The organism is Roseomonas elaeocarpi (assembly GCF_042433915.1).
GTDB classification, from domain to species: domain Bacteria; phylum Pseudomonadota; class Alphaproteobacteria; order Acetobacterales; family Acetobacteraceae; genus Roseomonas; species Roseomonas elaeocarpi.
The window spans coordinates 1-16000 of sequence record NZ_JBHLUN010000018.1 but is presented as its reverse complement, the minus strand read 5'-3'; the positions used below and the strand labels follow the sequence as shown (position 1 = coordinate 16000).

Here is a 16000-nt window from a genome sequence, read left to right as displayed (position 1 = left end):
ATCGCGACCTGGCCCGACACCTCGCCCGTGGCGGGGTTGAACACGGGGGCGTATTCCCCCGCCCCGGTCTGCACCTGGCCCCCGATGAAGTGCCCGATGCGCGCGACGTCGATGGTGCTGGACATGTGGCCGATCCTTCCCAAGAGGCCATGCACAGGCGAACGTTCCGCGCGTTCAATGCCCCTGGCCCGTTTAGAAAATTTATTCTATTTTGAGGAAGGATGGCCGCTGGTGTCAAGCACTGGCCTCCATCGCGGACACGATCATGGATGGCGCGATGAACGCTGAGGTAGCGCGGGATTTCAGGGGCCTGCGGGAAGAACTGCTGCAGCGTCACGCGATGCTGCCGCGTCGGCTGCAGCAGGTAGCGCGCTACGTCCTCGACCATCCGGACGAGGTGGCGCTGGGCACGGTGGCGGAGGTGGCGCGCGGCGCGGAGGTGCAGCCATCAGCGCTGGTGCGCTTCGCGCAGGCCATGGGCTATGCCGGCTTCTCGGAACTCCAGGGCGTGTTCCGCACGCGGCTGCGGGACCGCTGGCCAGATTACGACGAACGTTTGAAGAATCTGCGGGACTCCGCCATGGCCGAGGGTGGGGCAACGACGTTGCTGAACGGCTTCGTGGAAGCTTCCGTCACCTCGCTCAGCCGCCTGCAGGACACCGTGACGGCGGAAGATCTGGAGCGGGCGGCAGACCTGCTGGCTGAAGCGCGAACCCTGTACCTGCTGGGACAGCGCCGCGCCTTTCCGGTGGCCAGTTACCTGGCCTATGCGCTGGGTAAGCTGGGAATGCGAGCCGCGCTGCTGGACAACACCGGTGGAATGCTGACCCAACAGGCGGAGCTGGTGCAGCCCGAGGACGCGCTGCTGGTGATTAGCTTCACGCCCTACACACCTTCCACCGTGGAGGTTGCCGCCACGATCGAGCGGCGCGGCGTTCCGGTGGTGGCCATCACGGATTCTGCCTTCAGCCCGCTGGTGCCGCTCGCCACCTGCTGGCTGGAGGTGGCGGAAGCGGACAGCGGCGCCTTCCGGTCGCTGGCCGCCAGCTTCGCCGCGGTGCTGACGCTGGCGGTGCTGGCAGCCGAGAAGCGGCGGGGGTGAGAGCCTAGAGCCTGACCGGCTGTCCCGTGCGGACCGACTCCGTGGCAGCGTCGGCCAAGATCAGGGCGCGCAGCCCATCCTCCCCGGTAGGGCCGGACGGGATCTTGTCCACGACAGCAGTGACGAAGGTATCGAGTTCCGCCCGGTATGCGGCCTCGTAGCGCTCCAGGAAGAAGGGCAGCGCCGGATCGGTGGTGAAGCCACCGCGCCCGGCGGACTCCACCGTGGTGGAAGTCATGTTGGCGGCCCGAAGCAGACCTTCCGCGCCGTGTACTTCGATGCGCTGGTCATAGCCGTAGGTGGCACGGCGGGAATTGCTGATCTGGCAGATGCGGCCGCTCGCGGTGCGCAGCGTCACCGCCGCGGTGTCCACGTCGCCCGCGGCGCCGATCGCCGGATCCACCAGCGCGGAGCCGACGGCGTAGAGCTCCACCGGTTCCTCGGCCAGGAGGAAGCGCGCCATGTCGAAGTCGTGGATCATCATGTCGCGGAACAGTCCGCCGGACTGTGCGACGTAGCTGGCAGGCGGCGGCGCGGGGTCGCGGCTGGTGATCGTCAGCAGTTCCAGGGCGCCGATCTCGCCCGCGGCCAGGCGGCGCTGCAGGGCGGCGAAGCTCGGGTCGAAGCGGCGGTTGAAGCCCACCATCAGCGGCACGCCGGCGCGTTCAACCGCGCGGAGGCAGTCGCGCACCCGCGCGGCCGAAAGGTCCACGGGCTTCTCGCAGAACACGGCGCAACCGGCCTGCGCCGCACGCTCGATGTAGTCGGCGTGCGTCGGGGTGGGTGAGGCGATCAGCACCGCTTCCGCCTTAAATGCTTCCTCGAGCGTGATCGACGCCGCGCCGCAGGCGGCCGCCAGGCTGCCCGCCGCGCCGGAGTCCGGGTCGCTGATGCCGGCCAGCCGGGCGCAGGGATGGGCGGCAATGTTGCGGGCGTGGATGCGGCCGATCCGCCCGGCCCCGATGACGGCGATGTTCAGCATGATGTTCCCTCGGCTCCTTCTTGTCTGGCGTACGGAAACGATATGTATGTTCCGGAAGCACGCAAGAATGGAATTGACAATCCATTATGCCGTGCCGAGACTGCTGGCAAGGGAGTGGTCCGGCACCCGGTGCCGGAACCGTGCAGGAAAGAAAGAAGCCGTGGCACAAACACCGGAGCCGGTGCTGGACGTGATCACGCTCGGCCGCAGCTCGGTTGATCTTTATGGGCAGCAGATCGGTGGCCGGCTCGAGGACATGGCGAGCTTCGCCAAGGCCGTCGGCGGATCGCCCACCAACATCGCCGTGGGCGCGGCCCGCCTCGGCCTGCGCGCGGGGCTGGTGACGCGGGTGGGCAACGAGCACTTCGGCCGCTTCATCCTGGAACAGCTGCGGCGCGAAGGGGTGGATACCTCCACCGTGGCGACGGACCCGGTGCGCCTGACCGCGCTGGCCATCGTCGGCGTGCGTGACGACCACTCCTTTCCGCTGGTCTTCTATCGCGAGAACTGCGCCGACATGGCGCTGACCGCGGAGGACATCGACCCGGCCGCGATCGCGCGGGCCGGAGCACTGGTACTGACCGGCACCCATCTTTCCACACCCGGTGTGGAAGGCGCCAGCCGCGCCGCCATCGCGGCGGCACGCCGTGCCGGCCGCCGCGTGGCGCTGGACATCGACTACCGCCCCAACCTTTGGGGACTGGCACACCTGGCAGCCGGCGAGGATCGCTACATCGCCTCCGAGCGCGCCACCCGCAAGGTTCAGGACATCCTGCCCGACTGCAATCTCATCGTCGGGACGGAGGAGGAGATCCGCCTGGCCGGCGGGGCGGAGGACCTGCGCGACGCCCTGATGGCCATACGGGCCCGCAGCCCGGCCGCCATCGTGCTCAAGCAGGGACCGATGGGCTGCACCGTGTTCGAGGGCGCGATCCCCACGCAGCTGGAGGACGGGCTGCGCGGCCGCGGCTTCCCGATCGAGGTTTACAACGTGCTGGGCGCGGGCGACGGCTTCATGGCCGGCTTCCTGCGCGGCTGGCTCCGGGGGGAAGGCTGGGAAACCTGCTGCACCTGGGCCAATGCCTGCGGCGCCATTGCCGTGTCGCGGCTGCTCTGTGCCCCCGAATACGCGAGCTGGGCGGAGCTGCAGCACTTCGTCGCCCATGGCAGCCCGTATCATGCCCTGCGCCGCGACCCCGTGCTGAACCACCTGCACCACGCCACCACGCGGCGGCCGCAGCCCGACACGCTGATGGCGCTGGCGGTGGATCACCGCGCCCAGCTCGAGGTCGTGGCCGACCGTATCGGCGTTCCCCGGGCGCGCATCGCCGGTTTCAAGCAGCTGGCAGTGCGGGCGGCCCTGCGGGTGGCCGGGGGCGCGCCGGGCTACGGCATGCTGCTCGACGGAACCTATGGCCGCGCGGCGCTGTTCGAGGCCGAGGGAAGCGGGTTGTGGCTGTCGCGCCCGATGGAGCTTCCGGGGTCACGCCCCCTTCGTTTCGAGGCCGGGCGCGACCCCGCCGCGACGATGCTGGAATGGCCTGCCACCCACACCGCCAAATGCCTGTGCTTCTACCACCCGGACGACCCGGCGGCGCTGCGGGCCGAGCAGGAGGAAACCCTGCTCACCTATCACGAGGCCTGCCGCAGGATCGGGCGGGAATGCCTGGTGGAGATCATCGCCAGCCGTCATGGTCCGCTGGAGCGTGACACCACCGCCGCCGTGATGCGCCGCCTCTACGAGATCGGCATACGTCCCGACTGGTGGAAGCTGGAAGCCCAGCCGGACGACCTGGCCTGGGACGCGGTGTCGGGTGCCATCGAGGGGAACGACCCGCTTTGCCGCGGCGTGGTGATGCTGGGGCTGGAAGCGCCGCTGCCGGTGCTGACGGAAGCCTTCCGCACGGCGTCACGCTGCCGCTGGGTTCGCGGCTTCGCCGTCGGACGCTCCATCTTCGCGCGGGCCGCCGAGGAATGGCTCGCGGGGCGCCTCGATGACGAGGGCGCGGTGCAGGAGATGGCGGATCGCTTCGGGGTGCTGGTGGATGCCTGGCAGGGTGTCCGTGACGCAAAGGTGGCGGCATGAGCGCGCCCGCCACCATCCGCCTGACAATGGCGCAGGCGCTGGTCCGCTTCCTGGCGGCGCAGCGCACGGCGGCGGAGGACGGCGACCTGCCGATCTTCGCCGGGGTCTGGGCGATCTTCGGTCACGGCAACGTCGCCGGGCTGGGCGAAGCGCTGCACGGCGTGCGTGACGCACTGCCCACCTTCCGGGCCCATAATGAGCAGTCGATGGCGCATTCCGCGATCGCCTTTGCCAAGGCCACGGGGCGGCGGCGGATGATGGCCTGCACCACCTCAATCGGGCCTGGCGCCACCAACATGGTCACCGCCGCCGCGCTGGCGCACGTCAACCGCCTGCCGGTGCTGCTGCTGCCGGGCGACGTCTTCGCCCACCGCGGTCCCGACCCGGTGCTGCAGCAGGTGGAGGACTTCGCCGACGGCACGGTCTCGGCCAATGACTGCTTCCGACCGGTGTCACGCTACTTCGACCGCATCACCCGGCCGGAACAGCTGCTGAGCGCCCTGCCGCGCGCCATGGCGGTGCTGACCGATCCGGCCAGTTGCGGGCCGGTGACGCTGGCGCTGTGCCAGGACGTGCAGGCCGAGGCCTACGACTACCCGACGGGGTTTTTCGAGACGCGCCGCTGGCAGCCGCGGCGTCCCCGCCCCGATGCGCGTGAACTGGCCGAGGCCGTCCGCCTCATCCAAGCGGCGCGCAGGCCGGTGATCGTGGCGGGCGGCGGCACTCACTACAGCGGCGCCTGCGCGGCTCTGGCCCGCTTCGCCGAGGCGCACGGCATCCCGGTGGCGGAAACCCAGGCCGGCAAGTCCGCCCTGCCGGCCAGCCATCCGCTCAACCTCGGCGCCGTGGGCGTTACCGGCACGACGGCGGCGAACCGGCTGGCGGCGGAGGCCGACCTCGTGCTCGCGGTGGGCACCCGGCTGCAGGATTTCACCACCGGATCCTGGGCGCTGTTCCGGGATCCCGCGCACCGGATCATCGGGCTGAACGTGCAGGCCTTCGACGCCGCGAAGCATCGGGCACAGCCCCTGGTGGCGGACGCGCGCGAGGGTCTCGAGGCGCTCGGCGGGGCACTGGCCGACCACCATGCCCCCGCCGATTGGGTCCGCCGGGCAGAGCGGGAACGGCAGGACTGGTTCGCTGCTGCCGAAGCAGCCGTTGCGCCGGGCAGCGCAATGGATGGGACTATGCCGCCTTCCGACGCGCAGGTTATCGGCATCGTGCAGCGTCATGCCGACGACCGTACCGTGGTGGTGGGCGCCTCCGGCGGTCTGCCGGGCGAGTTGCACAAGCTGTGGCAGGCTTCGAAGCCGGGCGGCTACCACATGGAATACGGCTTCTCCTGCATGGGCTACGAGATCGCCGGCGGGCTCGGCGTGAAGCTCGCCCGGCCCGAGGCGGACGTGGTCGTGATGGTGGGCGACGGCAGCTACCTGATGCTGAACTCCGAGATTGCGACCTCGGTGATGCTGGGGCTGAAGCTGACGGTCGTGCTGCTCGACAATGGCGGCTACGGCTGCATCAACCGCCTCCAGGCCGCGACCGGGGGTGCGCCCTTCAACAACCTGCTGCGCGACAGCCGGCACGAGGTTCTGCCGCTCATCGACTTCCGCGCCCATGCCGAGAGCCTTGGTGCGGTCGCCGAGCATGTCGACAGCCTCGCGGCGCTCGGGGAAGCGCTTGGCCGCGCCCGTGTGGCGACGCGCACCACGGTGATCGTAATCCGCACCGATCCAGGCCCCAGCACGGAAGCCGGCGGCGCCTGGTGGGAGGTGAGCGTACCCGAGGTATCGGAGCGGGAAGAAGTCCGGGCCGCGCGTCGACGCTACGACGTGGCGCGCCGGGCGCAGGACCCGGGAGTTTAGGAAAGATCATGGATCAGATCGATCGCCGCATCCGCCTCGGCACCAACCCCATCGCCTGGTCCAACGACGACCTACGCACGCTGGGTGGCGACACGCCGCTGGAAACCTGCCTGCGCGAGGCGCGCGAGGCGGGCTTCGAGGGCATCGAGCTCGGCCATAAGTTCCCCCGCACGGCGCCGGAGCTGAACGCCGTGCTGCGGGCACACGACCTCCGCTTCGTGTCGGGCTGGTACTCTTCGGAACTGCTGCTGCGCGACGCGCGCGCCGAGGTCGCGGCGATGCAGCCGCATCTCGACCTGCTGCGCGGTGCCGGGGCGGAGGTGCTGATCTTCGCGGAAACCTCCAACGCCATCCACGGCGACCAGTCCGTGCCGCTGTCGCGCCGACCGCGGCTCGCGGCCGGTGACTGGGCGCAGTTCGGACACCGCATGACCGAGGTCGGCAAGGCCGTGGCGGATGCCGGCCTCGCGCTGGTGTATCACCACCACATGGGCACGGTGGTCGAGAGCGCCGAGGACATCGACCGGCTAATGGACAGCACCGGCGACAGCGTGAAGCTGTTGCTCGACACCGGCCACGCCACCTTCGGCGGCGTCGATCCCGTGGCGCTCGCCCGCACCTATCGCAGCCGCGTCGGCCACGTGCACACCAAGGACATTCGCGAGGCAGTGATGGCACGCTCCCGGCGCAAGGATATGAGCTTCCTCGACAGCGTCATCGCCGGTGTCTTCACCGTGCCCGGTGATGGCATGGTGGACTTCGCGGCCGTGCTGCGGGAACTGCCGGACTACCGCGGCTGGCTGGTGATCGAGGCGGAACAGGACCCCGAGGTGGCCAACCCGCTACGCTACGCCACCATGGGCTGCCGCAACCTCGCGGGCTTCGCGCGTGAAGCCGGGCTGCTCGCCGCATGACCGCCGCCCTGCTCCGCCGCCCCACGGCACCGGATGCGCAGGGGCGCGTGTTGCACGTCACGCCGGAGAATGCCGGCTGGCGCTACGTCGGCTTCGACCTGCACCGCCTCGCGGCCGGGCAGATCATCGCGGGTGGCGAAGCCGGGCGCGAGGTCTGCCTCGTGCCCGTGACCGGCACCGTGACCGTGGTGGCGGGTGGGCAGCGCTTCGGTGGCGTCGGTAGGCGTACCACGCCCTTCGAAGGCAAGCCCAGTGCCGTCTTCGTCCCTGCCGGTACGAAGTGGCAAGTGGAGGCCGGGGACGCGGCCGAACTCGCGGTCTGCTCCGCGCCCGGTGCGCCTGGCCTGCCGCCGCGCCTGATCGACGGCAGAACGCTCGCAACCGAGGAGCGTGGCACCGGCAGCAACCGCCGCCTCGTGCACAACATCCTGCCTGAAGGCGAGCCGGCCGAGAGCCTCCTGGTGGTGGAAGTCATCACGCCGGCCGGCAACTGGTCCTCCTACCCGCCGCACAAGCACGACCGAGACGACTTCCCTGCGGAAACGCTGCTGGAGGAAACCTATTACCACCGGCTCAACCCGCCACAGGGCTTCGCCCTCCAGCGCGTCTACACCGACGACCGCGACCTCGATGAGACGATGGCGGTGACGGACGGCGACTGCGTGCTGGTGCCGCGCGGTTACCACCCGGTCGGCGCGCCGCATGGCTACGCGCTCTACTACCTCAACGTCATGGCGGGGCCGCGACGCGCCTGGCGCTTCCACAACGATCCGGCCCACGAGTGGATGCTCAAACCGCCGGGCTGAACAGCGACAACCAAGAATGCAGTGCCGCAAAGGCCGCGACACGAGGGGAAGGAAACACCATGAAGAAGCGCAACCTGCTGGGGGTTCTGGCCCTGGTCGCTACCTCTGCTGCCGGGCTGCTGGCGGGTGGCGACGAAGCCCGGGCACAGGGCAACACGCTGGTGATGTATTGCGGTGTGAACGAGCAGTGGTGCCGCGCCGCCGCCAATGCCTTCCAGGCACAGACCGGCATCCGCGTGGACATGACGCGCCAGAGCGCCGGCGAGATCTATGCCCGGCTGCGCGCCGAGCGGAACAATCCGCGGGGCGATGTCTGGTTCGGCGGCACGGGCGACCCGCACCTCCAGGCAGCCTCGGAGAAGCTCACGGCCTCCTACCAGTCACCCAGCCTCGGTCAGCTGCAGGAATGGGCCCGCAACCAGGCGCAGCGTTCGGAGAATCGCACCGTAGGCCTGTACATGGGCGCGCTGGGCTACGGCTATAACGAGACGATGCTGCGGCGTGAAAAGCTCGCCGCGCCCGCCTGTTGGACCGACCTGCTGAAGCCGGAGTTCAAGGGCGAGATCCAGGTCGCCGACCCCAACGCCTCGGGCACCAGCTGGACCATGCTGGCCACGCTCGTGCAGCTAATGGGCGAGGACAAGGCCTTCGACTACCTCAAGCGCCTCAACGCCAACGTCGACCAGTATACCAGCGCCGGCGCCGCCCCGGCCCAGGCGACGGCACGTGGCGAGACGATGGTGGGCATCGCCTTCCAGCACGACGTGATCGACGCGGCCAAGCAGAACCCGGCGGTGAAGGTGGTCTCCCCCTGTGAGGGGACCGGCTACGAGATCGGCTCCATGAGCATCATCGAAGGCGCGCGCCACATGGAGGAAGCGAAGCGATTCTACGAGTGGGCGCTCACCCCGGCGGCGCAGGCGATCGCGGCCAGCAACGGCTCCTTCCAGCTGCCGTCCAACAAGGCCACCCCGATCCCGCCCGAGGCGCCGGACCTGAGCAACATCAAGCTGATCAACTACGACTTCGAGAAGTACGGCTCCTCGGCCGAGCGTGCCCGGCTGCTCACGCGCTGGACACGTGAGGTCAAGAACGCGCGCTGAAAGGACCCATGGCGATGCGCAAGGGGAAGGCAACGCGCGCGGGCCAGAGGACGGATCAGGGAGCCTGGCTCTGGCTCATGGCCGGGGCGGTCTCGCTGGCCGTGCTGCCCTGGTACGGGCTGGAGGGCGGCATCCTGGGCGCACAATGGAGCCGCCTCGGGGCGGAGGCGCTGCCTGCCCTGTTCCAGGGGCTGCTGAACGGCCGAACCTGGCTGCTTCCCCTCGTGCTGCCGCTGCTACTGGCGGGCTGGGCCATCGCGGCGCGGGCGCCGCGTGCCACAGTGGCCGCCGGGTTGCTGGCGCTGTTCTGGTTGACCCTCGAGGCCTTCGGGCTCCGCACCTACGGGCTGCGTCTCGAAGGGCTCGCCACCCTCTGGGATGGCAGCGCCGCGCAGCCGGCCCTGGGCTGGGGGGCGCTGCTCTACGCCACGGCCGCCACCATGCTCCTGGCCTACGGGCTGGCCTGGCAGGGCTGGTGCCGGGGCGAGGTCTTCCTGATCGGCGCCATCGGCCTGGTTTGCGGCGCCATCCTGGTGTTCGTCGGCTATCCCGTCGCCTGCGTTCTGGTCTCGGCCTTCCGCGACAATGATGGGCAGGTCGACCTCGCGCTCTTTGCCGAAAAGATCACCTCCGGGTCGATCTGGGGCCTGGACTGCCTGTTCTCCGGCCGCTCCTGCGGCGTCGCCTGGAACTCGCTGGCGCAGGCCGTGGTGGTGGGCGTGCTGAGCACGCTGCTGGGCCTGGCCTTCGCGCTGGTGGCCACGCGCATGCGCTTCCCCTTTCCACGTCTCCTGCGCGTGATGTCGGTGCTGCCGGTGATCACGCCCCCCTTCGTCATCGGCCTCGCGCTGATCCTGCTCTTCGGCCGCGCCGGCATGGTGTCGAACCTCCTGCAGGACTGGTTCGACCTGCCGCGCACGCGCTGGATCTACGGCATGACGGGGCTGACCATCGCGCAGCTACTGGCCTTCACGCCGATCTCCTTCCTGGTGCTGCAGGGGGTTCTCCAGGGGGTCAGCCCCAGCATGGAGGAAGCCTCGCAGACGCTGCGCTCGGGCCGCTGGCGCACCTTCCGCCACGTCACCTGGCCGCTGATCCGTCCGGGGCTGGCCAACGCCTTCCTGATCGCCTTCATCGAGAGCTTGGCCGACTTCGGCAACCCGATCATGATCGGCGGCAACTTCCACGTGCTGTCGGTCAGCATCTACTTCGCCGTGGTGGGTGCCGCGCACGATCAGGGGCAGGCCGCGGTGCTGGCCATCGTGCTGCTGTTCTTCACGCTCTCGGCCTTTCTGCTGCAGCGCTTCTGGATCGGCCGCCGCTCCTACGTCACGGTGTCGGGCAAAGGGGATGCCGGCGTGCCGGTGCCGCTGTCGCGGGGCCTGCGGGCCGGCTGCCTCGCGGTGGTGCTGCCCTGGCTCGTGCTGACGGCGGCGGTCTACGGCATCATCCTGGTGGGTGGCTTCGTGAAGGCGATCGGCAACGACAACACGCCGACGCTGCAGCACTTCCTAACGGCCTTCGCGATCGAGCACGGCGCCGGCGGCTGGTTCCTGTCGGGTTCGGCCTGGAACTCGCTCACCACCACGCTGACCGTGGCCCTGCTGGCGATGCCGCTCACCGCGGCACTGGGCATCCTGACCGGCTACCTGCTGAACCGCCAGCACTTCGCCGGCCGCGCGGTGTTCGAGTTCCTGACCATGATGAGCTTCGCCATCCCCGGTACGGTGATCGGCATCAGCTACATCCTGGCCTTCAATGTCCCACCCGTGGAGCTGACGGGTACGGCGCTGATCATGGTGGTGGCCTTCGTGTTCCGGAACATGCCGGTGGGCATCCGCGCCAGCATCGCCAATCTCAGCCAGGTGGACCGCTCGCTGGATGAGGCCTCGCTGACGCTGGGCGCTCATTCCGCCGCCACGCTGCGGCGGGTGATCCTGCCGATCCTGCGGCCGGCGATCGCGACCTCGATGGTCTACAGCTTCGTGCGTGCCATCACCTCGGTCAGCGCGGTGATCTTCCTGGTCAGCGGCGAGTACAACCTCGCCACGGTCTACATCGTGGGCCGTGCGGAGTTCGGGGAATACGGCATCGCCATCGTCTACTCGGCGGTGCTGATCGTGATCATGGTCGCGGCCCTGCTGGCCATCCAGGCCCTGGTGGGCGAGCGACGGATCGGACGGCGCAGGATCACGGAGACCCCCGCCCTCGCGCGTTCCAGGGGCGCGGACACACGGGTGGCGGAAGCCAAGGCAGCGGGAGCATGACGGTGAACCAGATCCTTCGCGAACAGTCGCGCCCCGCCGCGATGCCCCTCACGGGCCTCGTCACCGAACGTCCGGCGCTGGAGTTCCGCTCCGTGGCCAAGCGCTACGGTCCCGTCACCGCGGTGGCCGCCGTGAACTTCGCCATCGCGCCGGGCAGCCTCGTCACGCTGCTGGGTCCTTCGGGCTGCGGCAAGACTTCGACGCTGCGGCTGATGGCGGGGCTGGAGCATCCGACGGAAGGCCAGATCCTGATCGACGGGCATGACGTCACGCACTTGTCCGCCGCCGAGCGCGACGTGTCGATGGTGTTCCAGAGCTACGCCCTGTTCCCGCACATGACGGTGATGGAGAACGTCTGCTACGGCTTGCGCGCCTCCGGCATGAAGCGGGCGGAGGCCGAGGCGCAGGCAGCCGACAAGCTCGCCACCGTCGGCCTGGCGGGCTTCGAGCGGCGGCTGCCGTCGGAACTCTCCGGCGGGCAGCAGCAGCGCGTCGCCGTGGCGCGCGCCATCGTGCTGCAACCCAAGGTGCTGCTGTTCGACGAGCCGCTGAGCAACCTCGACGCCAAGCTGCGCCGCCGCGTGCGCGCTGACATCCGCGAATTGCAGCAGCGCCTGAACCTGACCGTGGTCTACGTGACGCACGACCAGGAAGAAGCGCTGGCGGTGTCGGACCGCATCATCGTCATGCGCGGCGGCACGATCGTGCAGGATGGTGGCCCGCGCGAGCTCTACGAGCAGCCCAACAGCCGCTTCATCGCCGACTTCATCGGCAACGCCAATCTCCTGCCTGTATCGCTGCGCCGAGTGGACGACTCCATGGCGGAGGTCACCGCCGGCGACACCGTGCTGCGCCTGCCGCACCGCGGTCTTTCCGATGGCGCAGCGGAACTCGCGGTGCGTCCCCAGTGCCTCTCGCTCCGTCCCGGGGCGGCTGGTGCGGGTGAGCTCGCGGGCCATCTACGCAAGCTGGCCTACCTGGGCGACCACACTGAGTACGAGGTGGTGCTGGACGGGTTGGGCACGGAGCTCCTGGTGAAGGGACCGCCGCAGGCGGTGCCCATCCCCCAGGGTACGCCCGTATCGGTCAGCATTGACCCTGCCGGCGCCGTGGTGGTGGCGGCATGAGCGCGGAACCCGACGACGGGATCGAGGCGCGCTTGGCGCTGGCCATCACGCTCGCGCGTGAGGCCGGAGCACTGGCACTGGGCATGCGGCAGTCGCTGGGCCCGGTGGAAAGCAAGAGCCCGATCGACTTCTGCACCGCCGCCGATCACGCGGTGGAGGACATGATCCGCGCCCGTACCACCGCCGCCTTCGGGGACGGCATGATTGGTGAGGAGGACGGCGGCGAGGCGAGCGACAGCGTCTGGGTGGTGGACCCGATCGACGGCACTGCCAACTTCATCCACGGCAACCCGCGCTGGTGCATCTCGCTGGCCTATCTCCGCGCCGGGCAGGTGGAGCTGGGCGTCATCTTCCAGCCACGCGAGGATCGCCTGTTCTGGGCGCGGCGTGGCCGGGGCGCTTTCCTGAACGGGGAACGGATGCGCGTCAGCCACCTGGCACACGGCGCCGCGCCGCTGGTGGAAGTCGGGTGGTCTGAGCGCCGCAGCATGGAAGACTACTGCGGCCTGCTGCTGCGTCTGACGGCCGAGCGCTTCGAATTCCGTCGCCACGGCTCCGGTGCGCTGGGGCTGGCCGACGTGGCTGCCGGGCTGAACGACGCCTATGCGGAGCTGCACATCAACGCCTGGGACGCCCTGGCCGGGCTGCTGCTGGTGCACGAAGCCGGCGGCGTGACCAACGACTTCCTGGCCGATGACGGGCTGACGCGGGGCAACCTGCTGCTCGCCGCTACGCCCGAGGTCGGCGGCCGGCTGGCCAGCCTGCTGGGCACCGCGCTGCTGCCGTTGCCGGCCGCCGGCTAAGCGCGGCCGGTTGCTGAGAGCCGAAGGGGAAGCACGGGCAAGGAAGCCGGCGCCCGGCGGCAAACGTCCGGAGGAGGGACAGGGAAGATGTTGGGAAAGCGATGGTTGCTGGCCGGCGTTCTGGTCGGCGGGCTTCTCGGCGGCATCGGGAGTGCCGGGGCCCAGGGAAGCGGCCAGGAGATGGTGCTGGAGAAGGTTGTGACGCTGATGCGCCACGGCGTGCGCCCGCCCACCGAGTCCGCGGAGCTCGCGCACTATACCGACCAGCCCTGGCCGTCCTGGCCTGTGGCTGACGGGCAGCTGACACCGCACGGGGTCGAGGCCATCAGCCAGCTCGGCCGCTGGGAACGCGCCCAGTACGCCGCCGCCGGGCTCTTGCCGGCCGAGGGCTGCCCTGCCAAGGCCGAGGTCTTCGCCTGGGCTAACCGCGGCTACGCCCGCACCATCGACACCGGCAAGGCGATGCTGGCCGCGATGTTCCCCGGCTGCGGGCTGGAAGTCGGCGTAGCACCCGGCAAGGGCCACGATCCGCTCTTCACCGCGCGGCAGACCGAGGTGGGTCGGATGAACCCCGCCGCTGCCCAGGCCGCGATCCTGGAAAAGATGGGTGGCAGCTTCGACCGCCCGCGCGCCGAGCTCGCCGCCCTCCTGCCGCCAATGCAGGCCATGCTGGGCTGCTGCGCCGCCGTCATGTGCCCTGACAAGGGCGCGACCTGCTCCTTCGGGGATCTGCCCTGGGGCTTCACGGTGTCGAGCAACGAGGGCAACGTCGACCTTCGCGGGCCGCTGAACACCGGCTCCACCGTCGCGCAGGTGATCCTGCTGGAATACCTCGAAGGCATGCCGGCCGCGCAGGTGGGTTGGGGACAGGCCGCGACGCGCGACGAGGTGATGCGCCTGGCTGCCATCCGGCTGCTGAAGTACCGCTACATGGAAGGGGTGCCCTACATCGCCCGCCACGGCGCCTCCAACATCGCGCGCCAGATCAACCTCGCGGTCGAGCAGGGAGCCGGCATCAGGGGTGCTGACAGCGACATGGGACCGCCACCGGCGAAGCTGGTGCTCTTCGTGGGCAGCGACACCCAGATTGCCGAGCTCGGAACGCTGCTCGACGCCCACTGGCAGAGCGAGGGCTACTTGGCGGATGAGACGCCCCCCGGCGGCGCACTGAGCTTCGAGTTGCTGCGCACGCCCGATGGCCGGCGCTTCGTGCGGACCGTGTTCCTCGCGCAGAGCCCGGACCAGATCCGCGCTGTGTCCACCCTCGGCGCGGACAATGCGCCGTCGCGCAGCGTCGTCATGCCGGCCTTCTGCAAGGCGGTGGCCGAAGGTGACGCCTGCCCGGTCGCGGCCTTCAGCCAGGGCATGCGCGCCGTGATCGACATGACGGCAGTGTCGGTGCCTGCCTGGCGGCAGCACTAGCTGCTGTTGAAACCGGCGGCGCGGTGCCTTCTGCCCGCCGTCGGGAAACCTACGCGGCTTTCCCGAGGCGCGCCGGTGCGGAGTGGAACACCTCCTTCACGAACCGGATTTTTCTCTTGGCAGCATGTCGCCTAGGAGGTGGCCCTGCCCCTCTGCCAAGAGCCTGCCCCAGCGCAGGTCATCGCGACCCGGTGTTTGACGGACGTCAGAATGGATAGCCAGCCGTTCCCTCGCGCGTAGCTCCTACGGCGGCCGCTACAGGCTTGGGCAGCGCAGACTGCTGCGCAGCGCGCACCGGCGCAGCCTCACGTTGCCGTGCGATCCCCTCTGCCTCGGGTGGCAAAGCGGTTCGCGGCGCCACTTCCCTTTATTGGCGCTGCGGCGCGCATGCCCATGCCGGTGAGCTCAGCGGGAGAGAAACGATGGCGCTTCGATACGCGTACAACACCAACGGCATGGTCCATCACCGCCTGGAGGATGCCTTCGCCCTCCTGGCCGAGGCGGGCTACGACGGCGTCGGACTGACCCTCGACATCCATCACCTCGACCCGTTCGCGGCGGATTTCGCCGGTGAGCGGCGCCGGGTCGCGCGCCGGCTGCGGGAACTGGGCCTGGGCTGCGTGGTGGAAAGCGGCGCGAACTACCTGCTTGACCCGCGCGCCAAGCATGAGCCAACGCTAATCTGCAACGATCCGGCTGCGCGCGCGCGGCGGCTGAATTTGCTGATGCGGGCGTTGGAGGTCGCCGCCGAGACAGGGGCCGAGGCCATGACGTTCTGGTCCGGCACGCTGCGCCCCGGCACCGATCCAGCCGAGGCCCGTGCCCGGCTGGTGGAGGGCGTGGCCCAGGTGGTCCACCGCGCGCACGAACTCGGCACGGTGGCCTCGCTGGAGCCGGAGCCCGAGATGATGGTGAACACCGTGGCCGGCTGGGAAAGCCTGGCGCGCGAGGTGCCGGGGCTGCGTCTGTCGCTCGACACCGGCCATTGCCTGGTGACGCAGGACTGTGACCCGGCTCAGGCGGCACGGCACCACGCCGCCGAGCTCGGCACCGTGCATGTCGAGGACATGAAGCGCGGCGTCCACGCCCACCTGCCCTTCGGCGAGGGGGACATGGACATGCCGGCGATCCTGGGCGCGCTAAGCGATACGGGCTACGACCGGCTGGTCTGCGTCGAGCTGTCGCGCGACAGCTACCGCGCGCACACGATGATCCGCGACAGCCTGCGATGGCTGCGCGGTTGCGAGGCTTCGCTGCAGCAGCGCGCCAGCGCAGCCTGATCGGCGATCAGGACACCGCGTGCACCGAAGGCATCGTGTTGTCTGCCTCTGCGGCGGCAGGACCAGAGGTTCGGGAGCGGGTACGATGCTCGGCGGTGATGATGGCGGCGAGCGCCCTGGCCTCGCGCTCCAGGATCTCGCGGAAGCGGAACATGACGCGGGCACGGCGCACCGGCGGCGTGGCGGCCCAGCCGGGGAAGGCCGCCGTGGCGGCCTCGACGGCGGCGGACACGGTTGCCGCGT

The 16000-nt window shown here is 69.8% G+C and carries 13 protein-coding genes; 11 read left to right on the top strand and 2 right to left on the bottom strand.

What is annotated here, in order from left to right:
• Positions 1–277: 277 nt before the first annotated feature.
• The gene (locus ACFFGY_RS21710) at positions 278–1102 is read left to right on the top strand and encodes a MurR/RpiR family transcriptional regulator (protein WP_377046637.1); all 825 of its coding nucleotides are present in this window, start codon (positions 278–280) and stop codon (positions 1100–1102) included.
• Between the two features lie 4 nt (positions 1103–1106).
• Here the strand turns inward: ACFFGY_RS21710 and iolG are convergent, their stop codons facing one another.
• A complete protein-coding gene (iolG, locus tag ACFFGY_RS21705) occupies positions 1107–2084 on the bottom strand; it encodes an inositol 2-dehydrogenase (protein WP_377046636.1) in 978 nt (325 codons plus the stop codon).
• Between the two features lie 160 nt (positions 2085–2244).
• Here iolG and ACFFGY_RS21700 point away from each other — a divergent pair, with 160 nt between their 5' ends.
• The 10 genes from ACFFGY_RS21700 to ACFFGY_RS21655 all read left to right on the top strand — a co-directional run bounded on the left by ACFFGY_RS21700 (position 2245) and on the right by ACFFGY_RS21655 (position 15757).
• On the top strand, positions 2245–4170 hold the full coding sequence (locus ACFFGY_RS21700; RefSeq protein ID WP_377046635.1) for a bifunctional 5-dehydro-2-deoxygluconokinase/5-dehydro-2-deoxyphosphogluconate aldolase: 1926 nt from the start codon (positions 2245–2247) through the stop codon (positions 4168–4170).
• Positions 4167–6035, top strand: a complete 1869-nt coding sequence (iolD, locus tag ACFFGY_RS21695) for a 3D-(3,5/4)-trihydroxycyclohexane-1,2-dione acylhydrolase (decyclizing) (protein ID WP_377046634.1) — start codon at positions 4167–4169, stop codon at positions 6033–6035. The genes ACFFGY_RS21700 and iolD overlap by 4 nt, the downstream gene beginning before the upstream one ends.
• An 8-nt stretch (positions 6036–6043) precedes the next feature.
• Complete coding sequence (iolE, locus tag ACFFGY_RS21690) at positions 6044–6949, top strand: myo-inosose-2 dehydratase (protein ID WP_377046633.1); 906 nt, start codon at positions 6044–6046, stop codon at positions 6947–6949.
• Positions 6946–7755, top strand: a complete 810-nt coding sequence (gene iolB, locus ACFFGY_RS21685) for a 5-deoxy-glucuronate isomerase (RefSeq protein WP_377046632.1) — start codon at positions 6946–6948, stop codon at positions 7753–7755. Before iolE ends, iolB begins: the two co-directional genes overlap by 4 nt.
• A gap of 59 nt (positions 7756–7814) precedes the next feature.
• The gene (locus ACFFGY_RS21680) at positions 7815–8858 is read left to right on the top strand and encodes an ABC transporter substrate-binding protein (protein ID WP_377046631.1); all 1044 of its coding nucleotides are present in this window, start codon (positions 7815–7817) and stop codon (positions 8856–8858) included.
• Positions 8859–8935: 77 nt separating this feature from the next.
• Entirely contained in the window at positions 8936–11125 is a 2190-nt protein-coding gene (locus ACFFGY_RS21675; RefSeq protein WP_377046630.1) for an ABC transporter permease, read from the top strand.
• 2 nt (positions 11126–11127) lie between these two features.
• Positions 11128–12252, top strand: coding sequence for an ABC transporter ATP-binding protein (locus ACFFGY_RS21670; RefSeq protein ID WP_377046629.1), 1125 nt, complete (start codon positions 11128–11130; stop codon positions 12250–12252).
• Complete coding sequence (locus tag ACFFGY_RS21665; protein ID WP_377046628.1) at positions 12249–13055, top strand: inositol monophosphatase family protein; 807 nt, start codon at positions 12249–12251, stop codon at positions 13053–13055. The genes ACFFGY_RS21670 and ACFFGY_RS21665 overlap by 4 nt, the downstream gene beginning before the upstream one ends.
• Before the next feature lie 105 nt (positions 13056–13160).
• Positions 13161–14477 (top strand): histidine-type phosphatase, encoded by a 1317-nt coding sequence (locus ACFFGY_RS21660; protein WP_377046627.1) that lies wholly within the window; start codon positions 13161–13163, stop codon positions 14475–14477.
• Positions 14478–14899: 422 nt separating this feature from the next.
• On the top strand, positions 14900–15757 hold the full coding sequence (locus ACFFGY_RS21655; RefSeq protein WP_377046626.1) for a sugar phosphate isomerase/epimerase family protein: 858 nt from the start codon (positions 14900–14902) through the stop codon (positions 15755–15757).
• A 7-nt stretch (positions 15758–15764) separates the two neighbouring features.
• On the opposite strand, the gene ACFFGY_RS21650 is transcribed toward ACFFGY_RS21655, so the two are convergent.
• On the bottom strand, positions 15765–16000 hold a 236-nt coding region (locus tag ACFFGY_RS21650), incomplete at its 5' end, for an aldehyde dehydrogenase family protein (RefSeq protein ID WP_377046625.1).

Coding starts and splice junctions, on each gene's coding strand:
- ACFFGY_RS21710 (WP_377046637.1), top strand. CDS start 278: ATGAACGCTGAGGTAGCGCGGGATTTCAGGGGCCTGCGGGAAGAACTG.
- iolB (WP_377046632.1), top strand. CDS start 6,946: ATGACCGCCGCCCTGCTCCGCCGCCCCACGGCACCGGATGCGCAGGGG.
- ACFFGY_RS21655 (WP_377046626.1), top strand. CDS start 14,900: ATGGCGCTTCGATACGCGTACAACACCAACGGCATGGTCCATCACCGC.
- ACFFGY_RS21680 (WP_377046631.1), top strand. CDS start 7,815: ATGAAGAAGCGCAACCTGCTGGGGGTTCTGGCCCTGGTCGCTACCTCT.
- iolG (WP_377046636.1), bottom strand. CDS start 2,084: ATGCTGAACATCGCCGTCATCGGGGCCGGGCGGATCGGCCGCATCCAC.
- iolE (WP_377046633.1), top strand. CDS start 6,044: ATGGATCAGATCGATCGCCGCATCCGCCTCGGCACCAACCCCATCGCC.
- ACFFGY_RS21665 (WP_377046628.1), top strand. CDS start 12,249: ATGAGCGCGGAACCCGACGACGGGATCGAGGCGCGCTTGGCGCTGGCC.
- iolD (WP_377046634.1), top strand. CDS start 4,167: ATGAGCGCGCCCGCCACCATCCGCCTGACAATGGCGCAGGCGCTGGTC.
- ACFFGY_RS21675 (WP_377046630.1), top strand. CDS start 8,936: ATGGCCGGGGCGGTCTCGCTGGCCGTGCTGCCCTGGTACGGGCTGGAG.